Below are 17,629 nucleotides of genomic sequence, written 5' to 3' on the forward strand. Positions count from 1 at the left end.
TAATAGGCAGAAAATTAGGAAGGTATATTTATTTGAACCGTTCAAAAAAGAGCAGAGAACGCATCCTGGAAACAGCAGAACGCCTTTTCGCGCTCAATGGTTTTCATCGTACCACGATTACTCAATTGACAAGCGAAGCAAAGGTAAATATAGCCGCTGTCAATTATCACTTTGGATCAAAGCGTGTTTTGATCGAGCAGATTATCGAACGTCGCCTCCCGTTGATCAGCCAACGGTGTCTGGAAGAGTTGCGAAAAATAAGAAAAACAACCATCCAAGAATGCTGCCAACCCGATATTGAAGATGTCCTGCGAGCGTTCATCGAGCCGGCTTTGACCGGGAATGGTACAATTCAAAATAGTGCTTACTTCTTGTTAATTGCGAGCCGTGGCTTCTACAATCCTGACGACACCATTCGAAACATTTTTGCTCGCCATGTTAAAGATAATTTTCAATTGTGTCTCGAACTGATGAGAGATGTTCTTCCAGACCTACCGGAAAGGATTCTATTATGGAGAATTCATTTTGCAATCGGTTCGCTATCCCACGCAATGCACCTTTGTGGCTTCCAATTACCGACACCTGATATTTCTCCTCCTATGGAAAGCATGGAATTCGTAGTAAATCAATTGTTATCCTTTGTGACATGCGGCATGAAGGCGCCTTGCCAAGGGAAAAATGAGATGATGCCCGATTATGGCGACCCGATATTAGGCCGATTGAATACAATGGGAGAAAATAATGAATGATTCAACATTTAACGTTAACAATGAACTTTTTAAAGGAGAAAAAAATGGTGATATTCTGGCCATGTCATTTAAACAAAAACCGCTTTTACATATAACGGATCTAGATATAAAAAAATTGCTGTTTCACTATCTGGATAGTATCGCCTGCTGTGATGAAATCAAGGTTGTTCTGATCAAAGAGTCACCGGGCAAAATGACTCGCGAGGAATATATAGACTATTATAAGAGTCTGATCGAGCCGGGTTTTACTCAGGCATCCATAGAGAGAATGAACAATGCAGTGAACCAGATGGTACTCAAGCTTGTCGGCCTCAACAAAATGGTTATTCACGTCGACAGTGGAAATGTGATCTTTTTGTTCATGAGCATCGGTCTATCCTGCGATTTCAGGATCGTAGCCGACAACACGGCGTTTCTTAATCCGTACATCGAACTCGGCGCGGTACCCAAAGGTGGGAGCGTCTTTTTTTTGTCCAAAATGCTGGGCGCAGTCAAGGCTTCCCAAATTTTTTACTCGGGAAAAGACATCGCGGCAAGCGAGGCTCATCATTTGGGCATTGTCGATAATGTGGTGCCTTTGGGCGAACTTGACCAAGCTGCCCTAAAGACCGCCCGGTCATATGCGCAGCTGCCCACCGGATATGCCATCGGTGTTAAAAAGCTTCTAAATTATGACATGAAAGAATTGGCCTGTTTTCTGAAGTTTGAAAATGAAATGCTCCGCCAAGGACTTAACTCCTGCAAATTGTACAAGGATGTTGTGGATTTATAGGAGGATACAATGAAACGCCTTAATCCTATTGAACAGGCCGAGCTTATCTGCAATATCGGACAAAAAAGTCAAAACTTGTTTTGGGGCAGCATTTCCCGAAAACTTAGTAATTCAAAACCAAAAAGCGCGACCGAAATTCTATCTCCGACTCAGCTTCAATTGCTGTATATGGTAACCACGCATGGTCCAATGAATATCACCGAACTGGCAAGGATCATGGCCGTATCACCCCCATCAATATCGGTTATGGTTGATCGCATGGTTAACAATGGCTGGCTGCATCGACAGCGCAGTGATCAAGATCGCCGAAAAATGATGATAAGTGTGCCCTCTGAAACAAATAGCAAGATAGTTGATATTCAAAAAGTCGTGCGCCAGGAGATTCTTCATTTGATAGAAATCATCGGGCCGGAAAACACAAGAAAATGGTGCACGGTTTTAAATGCTATCGAACAAGCCTGCCTTCAAGATTTAGTTCAGAATACGGGCTCTCAAACGTGAAGATATCGTCCGACGATGGGTAGAAAATTAATTTAAAGATGTGTTACAGCGGATTTTTCATTTAATTTTTTACACATGCAGAAACTGAACGTCACGATACTATAGTGTTGAATGTATGGATAAAAATGAGCGCTAAAAGTAGCTGAAAAATAAAACAATGAAGACACATATTCGAAACACAGTAACAATCCTTACGGTACTGATGGCCACCTTTGCCGGGGCATCCGATATGGAGATTGTGCTCTCAACAGATCAAGGTATCATCCATGGGGGTGAAGCCATAATCATAGACATTTACTTGCATAACAATACGGATGCGACTTTTATAACCGAATTACCAAGCCCGTTGACGTTCACTATCAGTTCCAAACAGGAAACCGTTTCGGTCAATGCAAATCAATTGGGTAAAGAAGCAATGCGGCGATTGCAGATTCCAGCTCGGGGTTTTATCAAATTGCAATATTCCTTGAGCATTCCTGTTTTCGCCAGAGAATTGGTGAGGATCGAATTGAAAACGGTAGATACGAATCCGCTCCTCATCGAGGTTAAACAATCGCCTCCTGATGCTTGGGTTGGCCAACAAGTACCCATCGACCAAGGGCAAATTTTGGCCCAATCTTTTCTTGAAGACCTGTCTGTTCACGACCCAATGTATTTCCTGCTTGGCGTGGAGCCAGGATTGGAACAAAGCAAGTTTCAACTCAGCTTCAAATACAGGCTGTTTAATCCCGAAGGATACCTGGCGGAAAAAATACCCGAGGTATCCGGGTTTTATCTGGGATATACCCAACGTTCAATCTGGGATCTGGAAAACGATTCGAAACCGTTTGACGACACCAGTTACATGCCGGAACTCTTTTACCTACTGCCAAAGATCGACTTGAATATAGATTCTGTCACCTCGTTTGGTATACAGACCGGCTTTCAGCACGAGTCTAACGGAAAGGGTGGGGACGAATCTCGCAGCACCAACTATCTTTACATCAAACCCATCATGGCCGTTCACCTGGCAGGCCCATTTTATCTCAAGTTTGCCCCAAGGGTACACACATATGTCAACAACTCGGAAAGTTCGAATGACGACATCATGGACTACCGCGGCTATTTTGACTTGGAGGTAGGAATAGTCGACACCCAAGGTTTGGCATTGAATTCTCATCTATGGTGGGCTCAAAAAGGGCCAACTGTACAAGTAGACCTTTCCTATCCAATGACGAAACTATTTACCAAAAGCTTGAACTTATACCTGCATGTCCAGTACTTCAGTGGCTACGCGGAAACACTGCTTCATTATAACGAACGTCATGACGCATTAAGGATGGGGTTCTCTATCGTGAGATAAGGCACATTAAGGTAACCTAAATTTCGGGAGGTGAGGCGTATGGCCAGAGAAAAAATACCTTTGTACGACCTTGATCGATCCCATGGTGATGTCGGGGATGATAGGACAAAGGGCATCCGGATTGAACGCGACTCCCTGCGCATCTCAACAGAATTGGCCGTCACTTGTAGGCCTTATACCAGCAAGGTTTTTTTGCGTACAAGGGATGGCATCATGCGCAATTTTTCCTGCAACGGATCCTATATCGAAACATCCTATGAATTCAAGCCCGGGACCATTCTTATCGTGCAAATTATCTCCTACCCTCCCATACCGGCTTCAATACCAAACGAAAAACTGCCAAAATTTCTCTGTCTGGCCGAAGTAAAATGGCTGCGGGAACTACCTAAGCAAAATGAAAGAAAGTATGGTATCGGCCTAAGATACCTTGACGAGTGAAATGTCTGCCATCGATATGAAAGCAAACGATGTTGACAACATATAAACAGCACCCCAGAATTCTTGTAGTCACTCCGGAAGTAGGCTTCGTTCATAACGAAAACGGACTATTGCCGCATTTTATCTCAGATCGAGCGTGTGGCTTGGGGAACATCTGTATAGCCTGTGTCCACGCCCTATTCGAACGTGGTGTCGATGTACACCTGGCCATACCCAAATACATCTATGACGATGAGTTTGTCTCCTATAATCAGCCTGACCTCGACATTTACCATCGTCAGCATCAACTCCCCGAAAGTAATGTTCATCTCGCTCAGGACCGGTCATTCCATTACCATTCTAGATTATTCATTAACGACGACTGGGACAGTGTTCGCGTTGCCTTGGCCTTTCAGCGGGAGGTAATCAAGCATATTATTCCAAGGGTCCAACCTGATCTGATTCACTGTTATGACTGGACGACGGGATTGATCCCAGCAGTGGCTCGCCGTAATGGTATTCCCTGCCTGTTTACTTTGTACCATACTGAATCTGCGAAAGTGCTTCTATCAACCATAGAAGACCAAGGATTGAATATAAAATCGTTTTGGGAGTATTGTTTCTTTTCTCGTATGCCTGACAATTATGCGGAATCCAAAGATACCAATTTTTTAGATTTGTTGGCCAGCGGTATATTCTCTGCCAGTCAAGTCAACACACTAAGCCAAACGTATCAGGATGCGCTGGTCGAAGATGGTGGTTTGCACGCCTCACCGATCTTGAAATCCGTGTTAAAGCAAAGGCTCCGGGAAGGTAAACTTAGCGCACTGGCTCCGGCACCAAATACATCCTTCAATCCGACTACTGACCGGGCACTGTTTCAACCCTACGGACCAAGTACCCATGCCACAAAAAAGGCATTCAACAAGTTACATCTTCAGGAAATTCTTAACCTGAACATGGATTCAACCGTTCCCGTCTTTTTCTGGCCTTCCAGGTTGGATGGGAAGCAGCCTGAATGTAGATTGATTGCTGAAACCTTAAGCATGATTTTAGAGCGTTACCGAAAACAGTGCCTTCAAATTGTTTTCATCGCCGGAGGAGATTTTCATGATCATCTGCGTGCAGTAGTTGCTCAACTGCAGGCCACTGACTGCGTCGCCGTGAGTAATTTCGATGTTTATCTATATCGTTTGGCATATGGTGGTGCCGATTTCCTGCTCATGCCTTCATATTTTACCCCTTGCGCGCTTCCTTGCATGATCGGACAGCTTTATGGGACCTTATCCATTGCCTATGATGCCGGCGCTATACATGATTGTGTTCAACACCTGGATGTGAAGGCCAACAATGGAACAGGCTTTTTGTTTAAACATTTCAATGCAAACGGGTTTTTATGGGCGATTGATCAGGCGATGGCTTTTTACAAACTATCCGATGATCTGCGGATATTACAGATACAAAGGATCATGAAGAGCGCAATGCAGAGGTTTGTGTTTGAAGATTCTGTTCGGCAGATTATCGATTTGTATATGAAGACGCTTAATTGCTCTCCAAAAACGTGGAATGCTTAAGCTATCAATATGAGTTTATTTAATAGACAAAGGTCGAACGAATCGAAGAGGTCTATAAAAGCCAGGTTTTGGAAAAACCTGGTTTCAAACTTCATCGTACGGATAATAACCAGCGGTGTGCTGTTATCCTTGTTCTGGGGGTGGGTTGTCTATTTATATCAAGTCCGGCAGATAAAAAACGAGTTATTTATTCAGTTAGAGAAAGTAAGTCATAGTCTAATTCCGGAACGGAAAGTCTCTTTTAATAATATTGAATCAACAGTATTTAAAAATTTTATTGTTATATCCGAACATCAGTTATTAGATTACAGTTTTGTTAGTTTAAATGTTTATAACGTCGAGAAACAAGCCATTTTTCAATACGCAAATCCTTCCAAGGACATTGGCATACACAAGGATAGAAAGAATAAACTAAATTTCTTTCCCGCCGGAGATAATGAAGAGCTTTCTTTTTTTAAAATAGAGGATAAAGTTTATTTCCATGTTTTCAAACCTATCTATGAAAGCCAGAAATTGCTTGGCTATATAGATATGATTGTTACGGTCGGCCCAAGAATTGTTCATCAGTTTGGCAGGGCATTAATCATCGCAATACTGCATACGTCCGGGACGATTTCAATGATGGCATTGGTTTTGTTTCCGTTGATTCATGCGTCGTATCGAAAACTTCGTCGAAACAGTCGAGAACTCTTGGAAAGCCATCTATACACTATTAAAGCTCTCGGAAATGCCATTGCCAATCGGGACAGTGAGACCGGGGAACACAACTATCGGGTCACCTACTTTAGTTTGTGTCTGGCGGAACAGTTGCATCTGTCCTCTCAATCTATACAGTCATTGGTCAAAGGCGCATTTCTTCACGATATAGGGAAAATCGGTATTCGGGACAATATTTTACTGAAACCATCAAGCCTTTCGAATGACGAGTTCACGATTATGAAAACCCATGTGGAACAGGGAGTCCGGATCGTCAACGACATTCCATGGCTGCAGGATTCGATAGACGTAATCCGTTTTCACCATGAGAGATATGATGGCAGTGGCTATCCCCTCGGGATAGCCGGGCAACAGATACCCATCATAGCCAGAGTTTTCGCAGTGGCTGACGTATTTGATGCATTAATTTCTGAACGTCCATACAAACACGCGATATCATACAACGATGCGATTAAAACCCTAAAACAGAATTCCCAAGGATTTGATCCGCTGGTATTATCCAGCTTTTTAGAAATTTCAGAATTAGAATACAACACTATAATCACTATGGAGAAAAACGAACTGGAAATGCATTTAATAGGAAAATTATCCAATTATTTTGAAGTATAGTTATTTTTTCTTTCATTCTCATTACAAATAGTTCGTTGAAATATTGGGCAAGAACAGGTTGATACAAAAGTTATTTAATCAAATGGCCCCTGCTTTCACGAATGTTGGCTTTGGGCCAGATTAAAATGCCCATATCGGAATCAGAAATGTAATGAATACACAGGCGGTTCGCATGAAATTGCTTAACACAGCTACTTGCCTTCTCGGCATGTGCATGATGCTGGGCGGTTGCGTTGCGGTCGGACCGGACTTCAAAAAGCCGGAAGTAAATTTACCTGAACGCTGGCAAGAGGCGGATACCTCGAAGTTGCCGGGAAGAACAACGTGTAGAGAAGATATCACAATTTGGTGGACGGTATTCAATGACTCAGTATTGAACTCCCTGGTCGAAAAAGCTTTAAACCAAAATCTGACATTACAGATTGCCGGTCTCCGCATTTTTGAGGCAAGGGCTGAATTGGGATTTACCACCGGTTCGTTATACCCCCAGCAACAGCGGTTGCAAGCCGGCGCCTCCCGTGTAACGTCCAGTAAAAATGCAGCAAACACCATGCAGATAGACACAAACTATTTCGACTATGATGTCGGGTTCGACGCGGCCTGGGAACTGGATTTCTGGGGGCGCTATCGGCGTGCTGTCGAGGCCGCCGACGCCAGTCTCCACGCTTCTATTGCCGACTATGATAATGCGATGGTCGCCCTTGTGGCGGAAGTGGCGCGAACTTATATCCTGATCCGCACGCTTGAGAAACGTATCGCTTTGGCCCGGGAGAATACCGAAATTCAACAGCGATCTCTTGAAATCGCTCAGAGACGGTTCAAAGGCGGCATGGTAACTGAACTTGACGTGCAACAGGCCATGGCTTTACTCAAAAACACCCAGGCGCTTGTGCCTCGTTTCGGAAAAAACCTTCAGGAAGCCATGAATGCGCTCAGTGTTTTGTTGGGCCTGCCTCCCGGTGAGCTGCCGGAAGAGCTCGTTGATTCAAGGGTGATTCCCATGGCGCCTCCCCAGATCGTCGTGGGCGTTCCGGCCGAATTGCTGCGCCGCCGCCCTGATATTCGCAGGGCGGAGATGCTGGCTACGGCCCAGTGTGGTTTGATCGGGGTCGCCAGGGCCGATCTATATCCTCATTTTACCTTGATCGGTTCCATCGGGCTTCGCGCAAGTAAGGCTTCATTCACCAAGGCCGGCGGGATTGATGGCAGCAATTTTAGTGACCTGTTCAGTTCGGACAGCTTACAACTTTTTGCCGGCCCCTCAATTTGTTGGGATATTTTCAATTACGGCCGGCTCGGAAACAGAGTGCGGGTACAAGATGCCAGATTTCAACAGTTAATCGTTCAATACCAAAACACTGTGCTGAATGCCGCCCGCGAAGTGGAAGATGCAATTGTGGGTTTTCTCCGATCTCAAGACGAAAACGCCTTTCTGAAAAGCAGCGTCCAGGCTTCAAAGCGAGCAGTCGATATCTCACTCCTTCAGTACCGTGAGGGCTTGGTGGACTACCAGCGGGTGCTGAGCGCTCAAAGCTTTTTAACCCGGCAACAGGACCAACAGACGTCGGCTTCATCTTTGGTCGCCTTGAACCTGATTTCTCTATACAAAGCACTTGGTGGGGGATGGGAAATCCGACAAGAAAAAGGCTTTGTTTCCAAAAAGATAAAAAAGGAGATGCGCCAACGCACCGACTGGGGAGACATGTTGGATTAGCTCATGGTAAATCCGAAAGGTGTATTCGGTCACGAAAGTTCGGGCAGAAAATCAGGGAGTGCCTATTTATGAAAACGCAAAAAAAAATTATCTTAGCCATCCTGCTTTCCGTTCTGTTTTTTGGAAGTTGCGGTGAGGAGCGAACCATCGAAAAGCCCGAGGTCTCTCTGGTCAAGGCGATTCAGGTTGCAAGCGCCTCCAACTTCGTCGAGAAAAGCTTTCCGGGAAAAGCGTCAGCGGCGCAGGAAGCCAATCTTTCGTTTCGGGTATCCGGACCATTGATCCGGTTTCCTGTAAAGGTCGGGGATGAAGTGCGAAAAGGAGATTTGCTGGCCCGTATCGATCCTCGCGATTTCGAAGTGCGGCTTGACAATGCCAAAGGGCAATTGACGCGGGCCATGGCGGCGTTGAAGCTGGCAAAAATGGAATACGACCGCGTGCAAAGGACATGGCAGCAGGATCGGGGGGCGGTGAGCGAATCCATGCTCGATCAACACCGTGAAAATTATCATCAAATCAAAGCCGGGATGCAATCACTCGAGGCCTCGGTCACCGCCGCCGAAGACGCCTTGAGTTACACCATGCTGCGGGCTCCCTTCACCGGAATAGTGGTAAAGACCTTTGTCGAGAACTATGAAGATGTCCAGGCAAAAGTTCCGGTAGTCCGCCTGGTCGACATCGCCGACATTGAATTTACCGTGGACATTCCGGAGGATTATATCTTCCGAATTCCCCGGGTGGAAAAGGTGCTGATCCAATTCGATATCTATCCCGCCAGGGACTTTTCCGCCCGCATAAAGGAAATCGGCAGGGAAGCATCCAAAACAACCCGCACCTACCCGGTCACCCTGGTGATGGCGCAGTCCGGCGATATTAAAATCTATCCGGGGATGGCCGGACGCGCTCGTTTCGTTAGTGAAGCTATTTCCAAAGAACTTGACCCTGCGATCGAGATTCCTTTGTCCGCGATCTTTAAAGGTTCGGGAGAAAGTGATTCTGTATGGGTTATCAACCCTGAGAGTCGAACTATAAAGCGGCGCCAAGTGAAGCTCGGGGTTCTCACCCGGAACGGGGTGACGGTTCTTGAAGGCTTGGCCTCCGGAGAATGGATCGTCGCTGCCGGGGTCAACTCCCTTGGCGAGGGCCAATCCGTTCGAATGCTGCAGTCTACAAAATTCGCGACAAATTGAAGGAGCGAACATGACTCTTCCTGAGATCGCAATAAAGAGAAAGCCCATTGCCTTTTTTGTTGCCGCGCTGCTGTTGCTTGGCGGAATCATGAGCTATCTCAACATGGGCTGGCTGGAGGATCCCGAATTCACGATAAAGACGGCGGTAATCTCGGTGGCCTATCCCGGCGCCTCGGCCGGAGAAGTGGAGATGGAGGTGGTTGACCGCATTGAAACCAAGCTCCAGGAAATGGAAGAAATCGACAACATATCTTCTATTTCAAGGCCCGGCCTTGCCATCATAAAAGTCGACATCAAAGAGAAATACTGGTTTTATCGTCTCCCCCAGATCTGGGATGTGATGCGCAAAAAAATTCGCGATGTGGAGGCCACGCTACCGCCGGGGGCGGCTATGCCCCAGATTAAGGACGATTTCGGGTACGTGTTTGGTTTTCTGCTTGCCATTTCCGGAGAGGGTTTCTCTGCCGCGGAACTTGAAAGGTGCGCAAAAAACCTGCGCAAGGAATTAAAACTGGTCAACGGCGTGGCGCGGGTGGATTTGTGGGGTGTGCGGGAGAAGCGGATATATCTTGAGGCCGCCGAATCACAACTAACGCAACTGGGCATAACCAAAGAGGACCTTTTGCAAACCTTGCAGCTACAAAACAAGGTGGTGGATGCCGGCAACCTGGATATCGGGTCGAACCGCCTGCGAATCGCCCCCACCGGCGCCTTCCAGGCGCCGGATGACATCCGCAATATCGTCTTCAGTCCAGGGCGGCTGAATCCGCAGGGAAAAGACGAGCTGATTCGCTTGGGAGACATCGCCACCGTCAGGTCCGGTTATGCCGACCCACCCCGCAACATGATGCGGTTCAACGGCAGGCCGGCACTGATGCTGGCCCTTGCCCCGGTTGACGGCACCAATGTGGTCGAGGTGGGTCAAACAATTGACAGCAGCCTGAAAGAAATTTCCGCCAAGTTGCCTGCCGGGATCGAGGTGACCAAGTTCGCCTGGCAGACCGACAGGGTGGAGGAGTCCATTCATGGCTTTTTGATCAACCTTGGCGAGTCGGTGTTGATCGTTCTTCTGGTACTGACGATCAGCATGGGCTGGCGCGCGGGTCTGATTGTCGGTGCCAGCGGATTGGTCCTGGCCATTTTGGGGACTTTTATCGTCATGTGGACGGTGGAAATCAACCTGCACCGGATTTCCCTCGGCGCCCTGATAGTGGCCATGGGAATGATGGTGGACAATGCCATTGTGGTTGTGGATGGGTTCGTTGTGCGCCGCGAGCAGAGCATGGAGCGCTCTCGCGCGGCCATAGAGTCCGCTTCGATTCCGGCCTGGGCTCTTTTGGGGGCCACCGTGGCGGCCTGCATGGCCTTTTTCCCTATCTTTTTTTCAAAAACATCTGCCGGTGAATATGCCGGCGGACTGTTCAGCGTTATAGGCATTTCCCTGTTGCTGAGTTGGCTCTTATCCCAGACGATCACCCCTCTTATGTGTATGGCCCTGCTGCCCGACCCCAAGAAGACAAATGCAGGCGCAGATGTCTACGGGGGGCGTTTTAATCATCTGTTCCGAGCCATTTTGTACAAGGCAATCCGTTTCCGGGTGCTCTTTTTGGGAGGAATGGTGCTCCTTTTTATTGCCTCCATTGGCGGCTTCGGCCAAGTGCCGATCATGTTTTTTCCCGACTCGTCCAGGCAGCAAGTCATGATCGACTTTTGGGAACCGGAGGGGACCACCATCCAAAAAACATCGACTGACCTGAAGGGCGTCGAAAGCCGACTGCTGAAACTTCCCCAGGTTAAAAACATCAGTTCCTTCATCGGGGAAGGTCCGCCGCGCTTCTATTTGCCGGTCAGCCCAGAGCAACCCTATTCTTCCTACGCTCAGATCATTGTCAACATAAAAACCCTGAAAGGGGTAGGGGATGTGATGAAGGACATAGAGCCCTGGCTGGAAGAAAACTATCCTCATACTCTTACCCGGGTGCGACGATATGGTGTGGGACCGTCGGACGACTGGAAGTTCGAGGCCCGTTTCAGCGGTCCGGCAGAGGCCGACCCGGCTATTCTTCGTTCCCTGGCCCAAAAGGGGATGGCCATCCTGGAAGCAAGTCCTTATGCCAAAGAGGTCCGCACCAATTGGCGTCACGTGGTCAAGAAGATTGTCCCCGTATATGATCAGAAAAAAGGAAGATGGACCGGCGTTTCCCGCCAGGATTTGGCGGATACGACCAAGCGGGCCTTTGACGGGCTTGTCGTGGGCCAGTTCCGGGAAGGAGACGATTTGATTCCGCTGGTATTAAGGTACCGGGAGGACGAGCGCCGCGCCGTGGCGGATCATCTGGGACAGTTACAGGTGACACCGAGCCTTTCCACCGAAAGTGTGCCTCTGGCCCAGGTGACCAAAGACGTGCATGTGGCCTGGGAAGACCCGATTATCTGGCGATGGGACCGCCGTCGGGCAATTACGGTACAATGCTCTCCCAAGGGAGTCACCTTGCCAACCTTACGCGACAGCGTCCTAGCCGATTTCAATAAAATCGAATTGCCGCCTGGCTACAAACTGGAGTGGGACGGGGAATACGACAGTTCCAAGCGTGCCGCCAACGGCCTGCTGCCCGGGGTTGTGCCGGCCACGGTCACGATGGCACTTGTTATCGTTATGCTGTTCAATGCATTCCGGCCGCCGATTATAATCACTCTGACCATTCCTTTCGCTTTCATCGGTATCACATCCGGAATGCTGCTCACAGGCCAACCGTTCGGCTTCATGGCCATTTTAGGAGCCATGAGTTTATCCGGAATGATGATCAAAAACGCAGTTGTCCTGCTGGATCAGGTAGACATCAATCTAAAGGGCGGAATGAAACCATATCCGGCGGTGATGGAGGCCGCCGTCGCCCGTCTCAGGCCGGTGCTCAACGCCGCCGCAACGACCGTATTCGGCATGGCGCCTCTTCTGCAAGATGTGTTTTGGGTATCAATGGCTGTCACTATCATGTTTGGACTCGCCTTCGGCACGATTCTGACCATGATGGTAGTGCCGGTACTCTATACCTTTTTATTTCGGATCAAAGTGTATAGAACGGGGTAGTTGCAGCTCAGAATGGTGGATTTATGCTTGTGTTAAGGCGGAGTTTTAGAGTGTCCGTTTCTTTTAAACCACATCAACCTTTCTGGGTTTACCAGCAGCGGACAGGCCGCGACCGCACTTGGGTACCTTTTCTACATCGATCTTCAGACGATGATAACCGGACCTGGGTTTGCGGACGAGCTTTTCACCGACGGCCTCGGCGTCCTCTTTTCCATTCTCCTGTTCCTGTGATACTCGTCACGAACAGCATCGAGACCGGCCAGGGAAAATTTGATGTGATGCTCAATAAAGCGGAGCCTGCTTTCCCGGTCTTTTTGCAATCTTATCGGGCTTATCCCTCCGTCGCCTGTAAACAGCAGGATGAAGCCGGGAGCCATAATGCTTATCAGACAATGCTTCATCACCGGATCCGTTTCAGGAATCCCGGTAATTTGATGCAGAATTTTAACAAGATATGATGCCTTTGGCATAACAACTTTTTGTATTGCTTCTGCCGTCCGGCTGGAAGGGGATAAAAATTCCTGGAAAAAAATTCTGGACTGCCACCCCTGTACGCTTATCAGATTTTCGATGAGCCGCTTCAGGAATTGGCCCAGCTTTTCCCGCGGTTCCCGGATGCTTTCGGCCAGTTGGGCGAGCTCGTCAATATCGATGAAAGACTTGTGTCCTTCCGCAAGCACCGCCTGATATAATCCCTCTCTTCCTCCAAAATGGTAGTTGATTGAGGCCAAGTCTACACCGGCTTTCTCCGCAATGGATTTGTTGGTGGTGTGGGCAAATCCTTTTTCGGCAATGAGTGCTCCCGCTGCCTCAAGGATTTGCGCACGGGTCTCCTTCCCGTCTTTTCTCATTTTTATTGCCATTAAATCAAACCCTTACCTGCAATGTCACGACACGGCCAAAAATTAGCTTGTATATTAGTTTAAAACATATTTAAACTTAACCTGAATCACGATGGTAGTCAAGAATTGATTCCGACATATAGGGAGTCCAAAGAATGAAAAAAATATTAATCCCGGTGGTACCGCTCTTGGTTATCGTGGGCGCCGGCCTGTTGCTATGCCGGGGAGGCAAGAACATTGCTATGACCATAGGCGATCAAAAATATCAGCTCTGCGGTTCAAGGGAAAGCGGAAAACAGGAACTCACCCTGCTGGGCAATATCGATATCCGCCAGGTTTCACTGGCTTTTGAGGAAGATGGACGGGTAGATGCCATGCCCGTGCAGGAAGGAGATTCGGTGCAGGCCGGCCAACTGGTCGCAACCCTTGATACCCAGACGCTTTCCATTCAGGCGCAGCAGGCACGGGCAAGGCTGGAGGCACAGCGACAGACCGTTCTGGAATTACAAGCCGGATCGCGTCCCCAGGAAATTGCACAGGGAAAGGCACGACTTGCCTCTGCACGGGCGGAGGCGGCCTATGCCCACGATGACCTGCTCAGACTGGAGGGTATTTCCAAAAACACCGGCGGACGAGGCGTCAGCAGACAGGAACTTGCCAAAGCAAGAAGTAATGACCGTGCAGCACGAGCCAAAGTTGAGGAGATGCAGGAAAACCTGACGCTTTTAGAACTGGGAGCCCGTGTAGAGGAGCGTGAGCGTGCCAAAGCCAGGCTGAAGGAAATACAGGCCGATCTTGACCTGATTCTGCATCGGATTGAACTGGGCGTGCTCAAGGCACCGGTTGATGCGATTGTCCGCGCCCGCCTGCTTGAGCCGGGCGACATGGCCTCTTCCCAGAAGCCGGTGTACACCCTGGCATTAACGGATCCCAAATGGGTGCGGGTCTATGCCGGGGAAAAGGATCTTGGCCGGATAATGCCGGGAATGGGTGCCAGTGTTTTCACTGACAGCCGTCCGGGCATTCCGGTGGAGGGACAGGTCGGCTATATATCCTCGGTGGCGGAATTTACACCAAAACCCGTACAGACCGAGGAACTACGAACCAGCCTTCTCTATGAGGTGCGGGTCTTTGTCAAGGACCCGGAAAATATCCTGCGCATGGGACAACCTGTGACGGTAAAGCTGCATACCAATGAATGATCAGATTGTTGACACTGCAAAAGACGTCATTGTTGCCAGCGATCTGGTCAAAACCTTTCCAGGCCGCAGGCCGCTGACAGCGGTTGATTCCATCAGCTTGAGCGTCCATACCGGGAAGCTGACCGCCCTGGTCGGCCCTGACGGTGCCGGTAAGACTACCGTGATCCGCATGGTTGCCGGGCTACTGGCCCCTTCATCCGGCAGTCTTTCAGTGCTTGGCATTGATGTGGTTGAAAAGCCCCAGGAGGTGCAGGATCGAATCAGCTATATGCCCCAGCGATTCGGCCTGTATGAAGATTTAAGCGTCATGGAGAACATGACGCTTTATGCCGACCTGCACGGAGTGCCGGAGGCCTATCGCCGCAGCAATTTCAAACGCCTGTTGGCGATGACGGACATGGATCGTTTCACCGCGCGACCGGCGGGCAAACTCTCCGGCGGAATGAAGCAGAAGCTCGGCCTTGCCTGCACACTGGTCCGCTCGCCGGAGCTGCTGCTGCTGGATGAGCCCAGTGTCGGGGTGGACCCGCTCTCCCGCAGGGATCTGTGGCGGATCATTGAACAGCTGGTCGCGGAAGACAGTTTAAGCGTGCTGGTCAGCACCTCCTACTTGGATGAGGCGGAACGCTGCGACCAGGTCTTGATCATGCATGAAGGCAGGATACTTGCCCAAGGCCACCCGGAAAAGCTGCGAAAACGGGCCGAAGGCTATGCCTGTTCCGTCCAGCCGCCGCAAGGAATGCGGGCACGGGATGTTCAGGCCCGCCTGCTTGAGGACAGCGAGCATATTGCCGATGCCGTGCCCAGGGGGGATGCGGTGCGTTTTATACGAATGCCGGGGGCAGACCAAAACCGTTTCGACCTGCCCGGCGGTGCGGCAGTCATGTCACGAAAGGCAGAGCTGGAGGATGCTTTCATGCTTATCCTGCGAAAGACGCAGCAGGAAAAAGCGCCGCTGGCAGAGGCCTCTGTACAGCAGGGCAGCACCTCGGCTCTTGCAGCTCAGGCCTCAAGGAATGAGCCGGTGATCATGGTACGGGATCTGGTACGAAAATTCGGAGACTTTACCGCCGTGGACAGCACCAACTTTTCGGTTCAGCATGGCGAGATCTTCGGTCTGCTCGGCCCCAACGGGGCGGGCAAAACCACCACCTTCCGCATGCTCTGCGGGCTTTTGCCTGCCACCAGCGGCTATCTGGAAGTGGCCGGTGTGAACCTGCGCACTGCCAGGGCAAAGGCACGCGGCCGTATCGGCTATGTTTCTCAGAAATTTGCCCTCTACGGCAACTTGAGTGTCCGCGACAACTTGGAGTTCTTCGGCGGTGCTTACGGCCTCTACGGCAAAAGACTGCAGCAACGGATTGCAGTTTCCCTGGAACAGTTCAGTCTTGATGGGCACGCTCAAAGCGGCGAACTGCCTGGCGGCTACAAACAGCGACTGGCCATGGCGTCAGCACTTCTGCATGAACCGGAAATCCTTTTTCTTGATGAACCGACCAGCGGCATTGATCCCCTGGCGCGCCGGTCTTTCTGGTACACCATTGGCGGGCTTGCCGACCATGGCACCACTATTATCGTAACAACCCATTTCATGGAAGAAGCCGAGTATTGCGATCGCATCGTTATTCAGGATGCGGGAAAAACAGTGGCACTGGGAACTCCGGCAGAGGTTCGTGCCCAGGCGGGCGAGGGGTCTAATCAGGATATGAACAGCGCCTTTATTTCCATCGTCGAGGCAAAACGCAGCGCAGCAGCCGCCCAACCTGCAGGGGGTGCGGCATGAACAGTTCCGGCCGCAGAAGAAGAATGCAAGCGCTTGTTCGCAAGGAAACCAGGCAGCTGTTGCGTGACCGCTCCAATCTGGCCGTTGGCCTGATTCTGCCTGTGGTGCTGATTTTGCTGTTCGGCTTTGGCCTTTCATTTGATTTGATAGGCGTCAAAATGGCCGTGGTACAGGAAGATCATTCGCCCCAGGCCTGTAGTTTTGTCAATGAATTCAATGGGAATCTGTATCTCCAGCCAGCACTGTATCCCTCCATGCAGGCGGCGGAACAGGCCATGCTGGCAAGTTCTGTGGAGGCCATCCTGCGGATTCCCCCTGACTTCTCCCAAAAACTTGCCCAAAACAGGGCGGAGGCACAACTGCTAGTCAACGGCGTGCTCACCACCAATGCCAATTCCATTGAGAGCTATGTCAACGGAATCGTCGGCAAATACTTCCTCAAGCAGCATGACCTCAGTCCGGTCAACGGCGAGGGAACCGGATCGGTGAACATTGTTCAGCGCATGTGGTTCAATGAACCGGCCATCAGTACCTGGTATCTGGTGCCCGGACTGATTGTGCTGGTACTGACCCTGATCGGCGCCTTTCTCACCAGCCTGCTCATTGTCCGTGAGCGGGAGCGGGGCACCCTTGAGGCACTTTATGTTACCCCGGCCAGATCCCTTGAGCTGGTGGTGGCCAAGCTGATCCCCTATCTTGTGATCGGCCTGATTGACCTGATGCTCTGCCTGCTCGCGGCTAGCCTGATTTTTGACGTGCCCATGCGGGGCTCTCTCGTGGTTATTGTAATCGCCTCCACCCTCTACCTGGTTGTGTCACTATCCATGGGGCTTCTTATCTCCGGGCGTGCCGCAAGCCAGTTCCAGGCCAGCCAGATCGCGCTGTTGACGAGCTTCATGCCAGCCATGATGCTCTCCGGATTTGTCTATGATCTGAGTAACGTCCCGGCCATTGTGCAAACCATCAGTCAGTTTCTTCCGGCCACCCATTTCATGCCCATGGTCAAGACGCTCTTTCTGGTGGGCAATGACTGGTCAATGGTTATAAAGGAGTGCTCCATCTTATGTCTCTACGCCCTGTTTTTTATCAATGCCGCGCGCATGTCCCTGCGAAAAAGGATCGAGTAGAA

General features: G+C 49.8%; 14 protein-coding genes. 13 read left to right on the plus strand and 1 reads right to left on the minus strand.

Annotated elements, in window-relative coordinates; genetic code table 11:
* Positions 1–32 precede the first annotated feature (32 nt).
* The 10 genes from GN111_RS02325 to GN111_RS02370 all read left to right on the plus strand — a co-directional run bounded on the left by GN111_RS02325 (position 33) and on the right by GN111_RS02370 (position 12,673).
* Entirely contained in the window at positions 33–749 is a 717-nt protein-coding gene (locus GN111_RS02325; RefSeq protein WP_170302083.1) for a TetR/AcrR family transcriptional regulator, read from the plus strand.
* Positions 742–1,521 carry an enoyl-CoA hydratase/isomerase family protein gene (locus GN111_RS02330; RefSeq protein ID WP_155302204.1) on the plus strand — a complete coding sequence of 260 codons (780 nt, stop codon included), beginning with the start codon at positions 742–744 and terminating at the stop codon, positions 1,519–1,521. The genes GN111_RS02325 and GN111_RS02330 overlap by 8 nt, the downstream gene beginning before the upstream one ends.
* A gap of 9 nt (positions 1,522–1,530) precedes the next feature.
* Entirely contained in the window at positions 1,531–2,022 is a 492-nt protein-coding gene (locus GN111_RS02335; protein WP_155302205.1) for a MarR family winged helix-turn-helix transcriptional regulator, read from the plus strand.
* 202 nt (positions 2,023–2,224) lie between these two features.
* Positions 2,225–3,364, plus strand: coding sequence for a phospholipase A (locus tag GN111_RS02340; RefSeq protein ID WP_170302084.1), 1,140 nt, complete (start codon positions 2,225–2,227; stop codon positions 3,362–3,364).
* A 39-nt stretch (positions 3,365–3,403) separates the two neighbouring features.
* On the plus strand, positions 3,404–3,802 hold the full coding sequence (locus GN111_RS02345) for a hypothetical protein (protein WP_155302207.1): 399 nt from the start codon (positions 3,404–3,406) through the stop codon (positions 3,800–3,802).
* A gap of 29 nt (positions 3,803–3,831) precedes the next feature.
* Positions 3,832–5,355, plus strand: a complete 1,524-nt coding sequence (locus GN111_RS02350) for a glycogen/starch synthase (RefSeq protein WP_155302208.1) — start codon at positions 3,832–3,834, stop codon at positions 5,353–5,355.
* A gap of 117 nt (positions 5,356–5,472) precedes the next feature.
* Positions 5,473–6,681, plus strand: a complete 1,209-nt coding sequence (locus tag GN111_RS02355) for an HD-GYP domain-containing protein (protein WP_170302085.1) — start codon at positions 5,473–5,475, stop codon at positions 6,679–6,681.
* A gap of 172 nt (positions 6,682–6,853) precedes the next feature.
* Positions 6,854–8,395: an efflux transporter outer membrane subunit gene (locus GN111_RS02360; protein ID WP_170302086.1), complete on the plus strand. Its 1,542-nt coding sequence runs from the start codon at positions 6,854–6,856 to the stop codon at positions 8,393–8,395.
* 68 nt (positions 8,396–8,463) lie between these two features.
* Entirely contained in the window at positions 8,464–9,585 is a 1,122-nt protein-coding gene (locus GN111_RS02365; protein WP_170302087.1) for an efflux RND transporter periplasmic adaptor subunit, read from the plus strand.
* A 10-nt stretch (positions 9,586–9,595) separates the two neighbouring features.
* A complete protein-coding gene (locus GN111_RS02370; RefSeq protein ID WP_155302212.1) occupies positions 9,596–12,673 on the plus strand; it encodes an efflux RND transporter permease subunit in 3,078 nt (1,025 codons plus the stop codon).
* Between the two features lie 143 nt (positions 12,674–12,816).
* Here GN111_RS02370 and GN111_RS02375 read toward each other — a convergent pair whose 3' ends face one another.
* A complete protein-coding gene (locus GN111_RS02375; protein WP_231715653.1) occupies positions 12,817–13,524 on the minus strand; it encodes a TetR/AcrR family transcriptional regulator in 708 nt (235 codons plus the stop codon).
* A gap of 146 nt (positions 13,525–13,670) precedes the next feature.
* On the opposite strand from GN111_RS02375, the gene GN111_RS02380 reads away from it, so the two are divergent.
* The 3 genes from GN111_RS02380 to GN111_RS02390 are packed head-to-tail and all read left to right on the plus strand — an operon-like array spanning position 13,671 to position 17,627.
* Positions 13,671–14,717, plus strand: coding sequence for an HlyD family secretion protein (locus GN111_RS02380; protein ID WP_155302213.1), 1,047 nt, complete (start codon positions 13,671–13,673; stop codon positions 14,715–14,717).
* A complete protein-coding gene (locus GN111_RS02385; RefSeq protein WP_155302214.1) occupies positions 14,710–16,500 on the plus strand; it encodes an ATP-binding cassette domain-containing protein in 1,791 nt (596 codons plus the stop codon). Before GN111_RS02380 ends, GN111_RS02385 begins: the two co-directional genes overlap by 8 nt.
* The gene (locus tag GN111_RS02390) at positions 16,497–17,627 is read left to right on the plus strand and encodes an ABC transporter permease (RefSeq protein ID WP_155302215.1); all 1,131 of its coding nucleotides are present in this window, start codon (positions 16,497–16,499) and stop codon (positions 17,625–17,627) included. Before GN111_RS02385 ends, GN111_RS02390 begins: the two co-directional genes overlap by 4 nt.
* Positions 17,628–17,629 lie beyond the last annotated feature (2 nt).

The sequence above is a fragment of the Desulfosarcina widdelii genome, assembly GCF_009688965.1.
Classification (GTDB): Bacteria; Desulfobacterota; Desulfobacteria; order Desulfobacterales; family Desulfosarcinaceae; genus Desulfosarcina; species Desulfosarcina widdelii.

Excerpts from the sequence above, each read along its gene's own strand:
- GN111_RS02330 (WP_155302204.1), top strand. The coding sequence starts at position 742 with ATGAATGATTCAACATTTAACGTTAACAATGAACTTTTTAAAGGAGAA.
- GN111_RS02335 (WP_155302205.1), top strand. The coding sequence starts at position 1,531 with ATGAAACGCCTTAATCCTATTGAACAGGCCGAGCTTATCTGCAATATC.
- GN111_RS02340 (WP_170302084.1), top strand. The coding sequence starts at position 2,225 with ATGGCCACCTTTGCCGGGGCATCCGATATGGAGATTGTGCTCTCAACA.
- GN111_RS02345 (WP_155302207.1), top strand. The coding sequence starts at position 3,404 with ATGGCCAGAGAAAAAATACCTTTGTACGACCTTGATCGATCCCATGGT.
- GN111_RS02350 (WP_155302208.1), top strand. The coding sequence starts at position 3,832 with ATGTTGACAACATATAAACAGCACCCCAGAATTCTTGTAGTCACTCCG.
- GN111_RS02360 (WP_170302086.1), top strand. The coding sequence starts at position 6,854 with ATGAAATTGCTTAACACAGCTACTTGCCTTCTCGGCATGTGCATGATG.
- GN111_RS02365 (WP_170302087.1), top strand. The coding sequence starts at position 8,464 with ATGAAAACGCAAAAAAAAATTATCTTAGCCATCCTGCTTTCCGTTCTG.
- GN111_RS02370 (WP_155302212.1), top strand. The coding sequence starts at position 9,596 with ATGACTCTTCCTGAGATCGCAATAAAGAGAAAGCCCATTGCCTTTTTT.
- GN111_RS02375 (WP_231715653.1), bottom strand. The coding sequence starts at position 13,524 with ATGAGAAAAGACGGGAAGGAGACCCGTGCGCAAATCCTTGAGGCAGCG.
- GN111_RS02380 (WP_155302213.1), top strand. The coding sequence starts at position 13,671 with ATGAAAAAAATATTAATCCCGGTGGTACCGCTCTTGGTTATCGTGGGC.
- GN111_RS02385 (WP_155302214.1), top strand. The coding sequence starts at position 14,710 with ATGAATGATCAGATTGTTGACACTGCAAAAGACGTCATTGTTGCCAGC.
- GN111_RS02390 (WP_155302215.1), top strand. The coding sequence starts at position 16,497 with ATGAACAGTTCCGGCCGCAGAAGAAGAATGCAAGCGCTTGTTCGCAAG.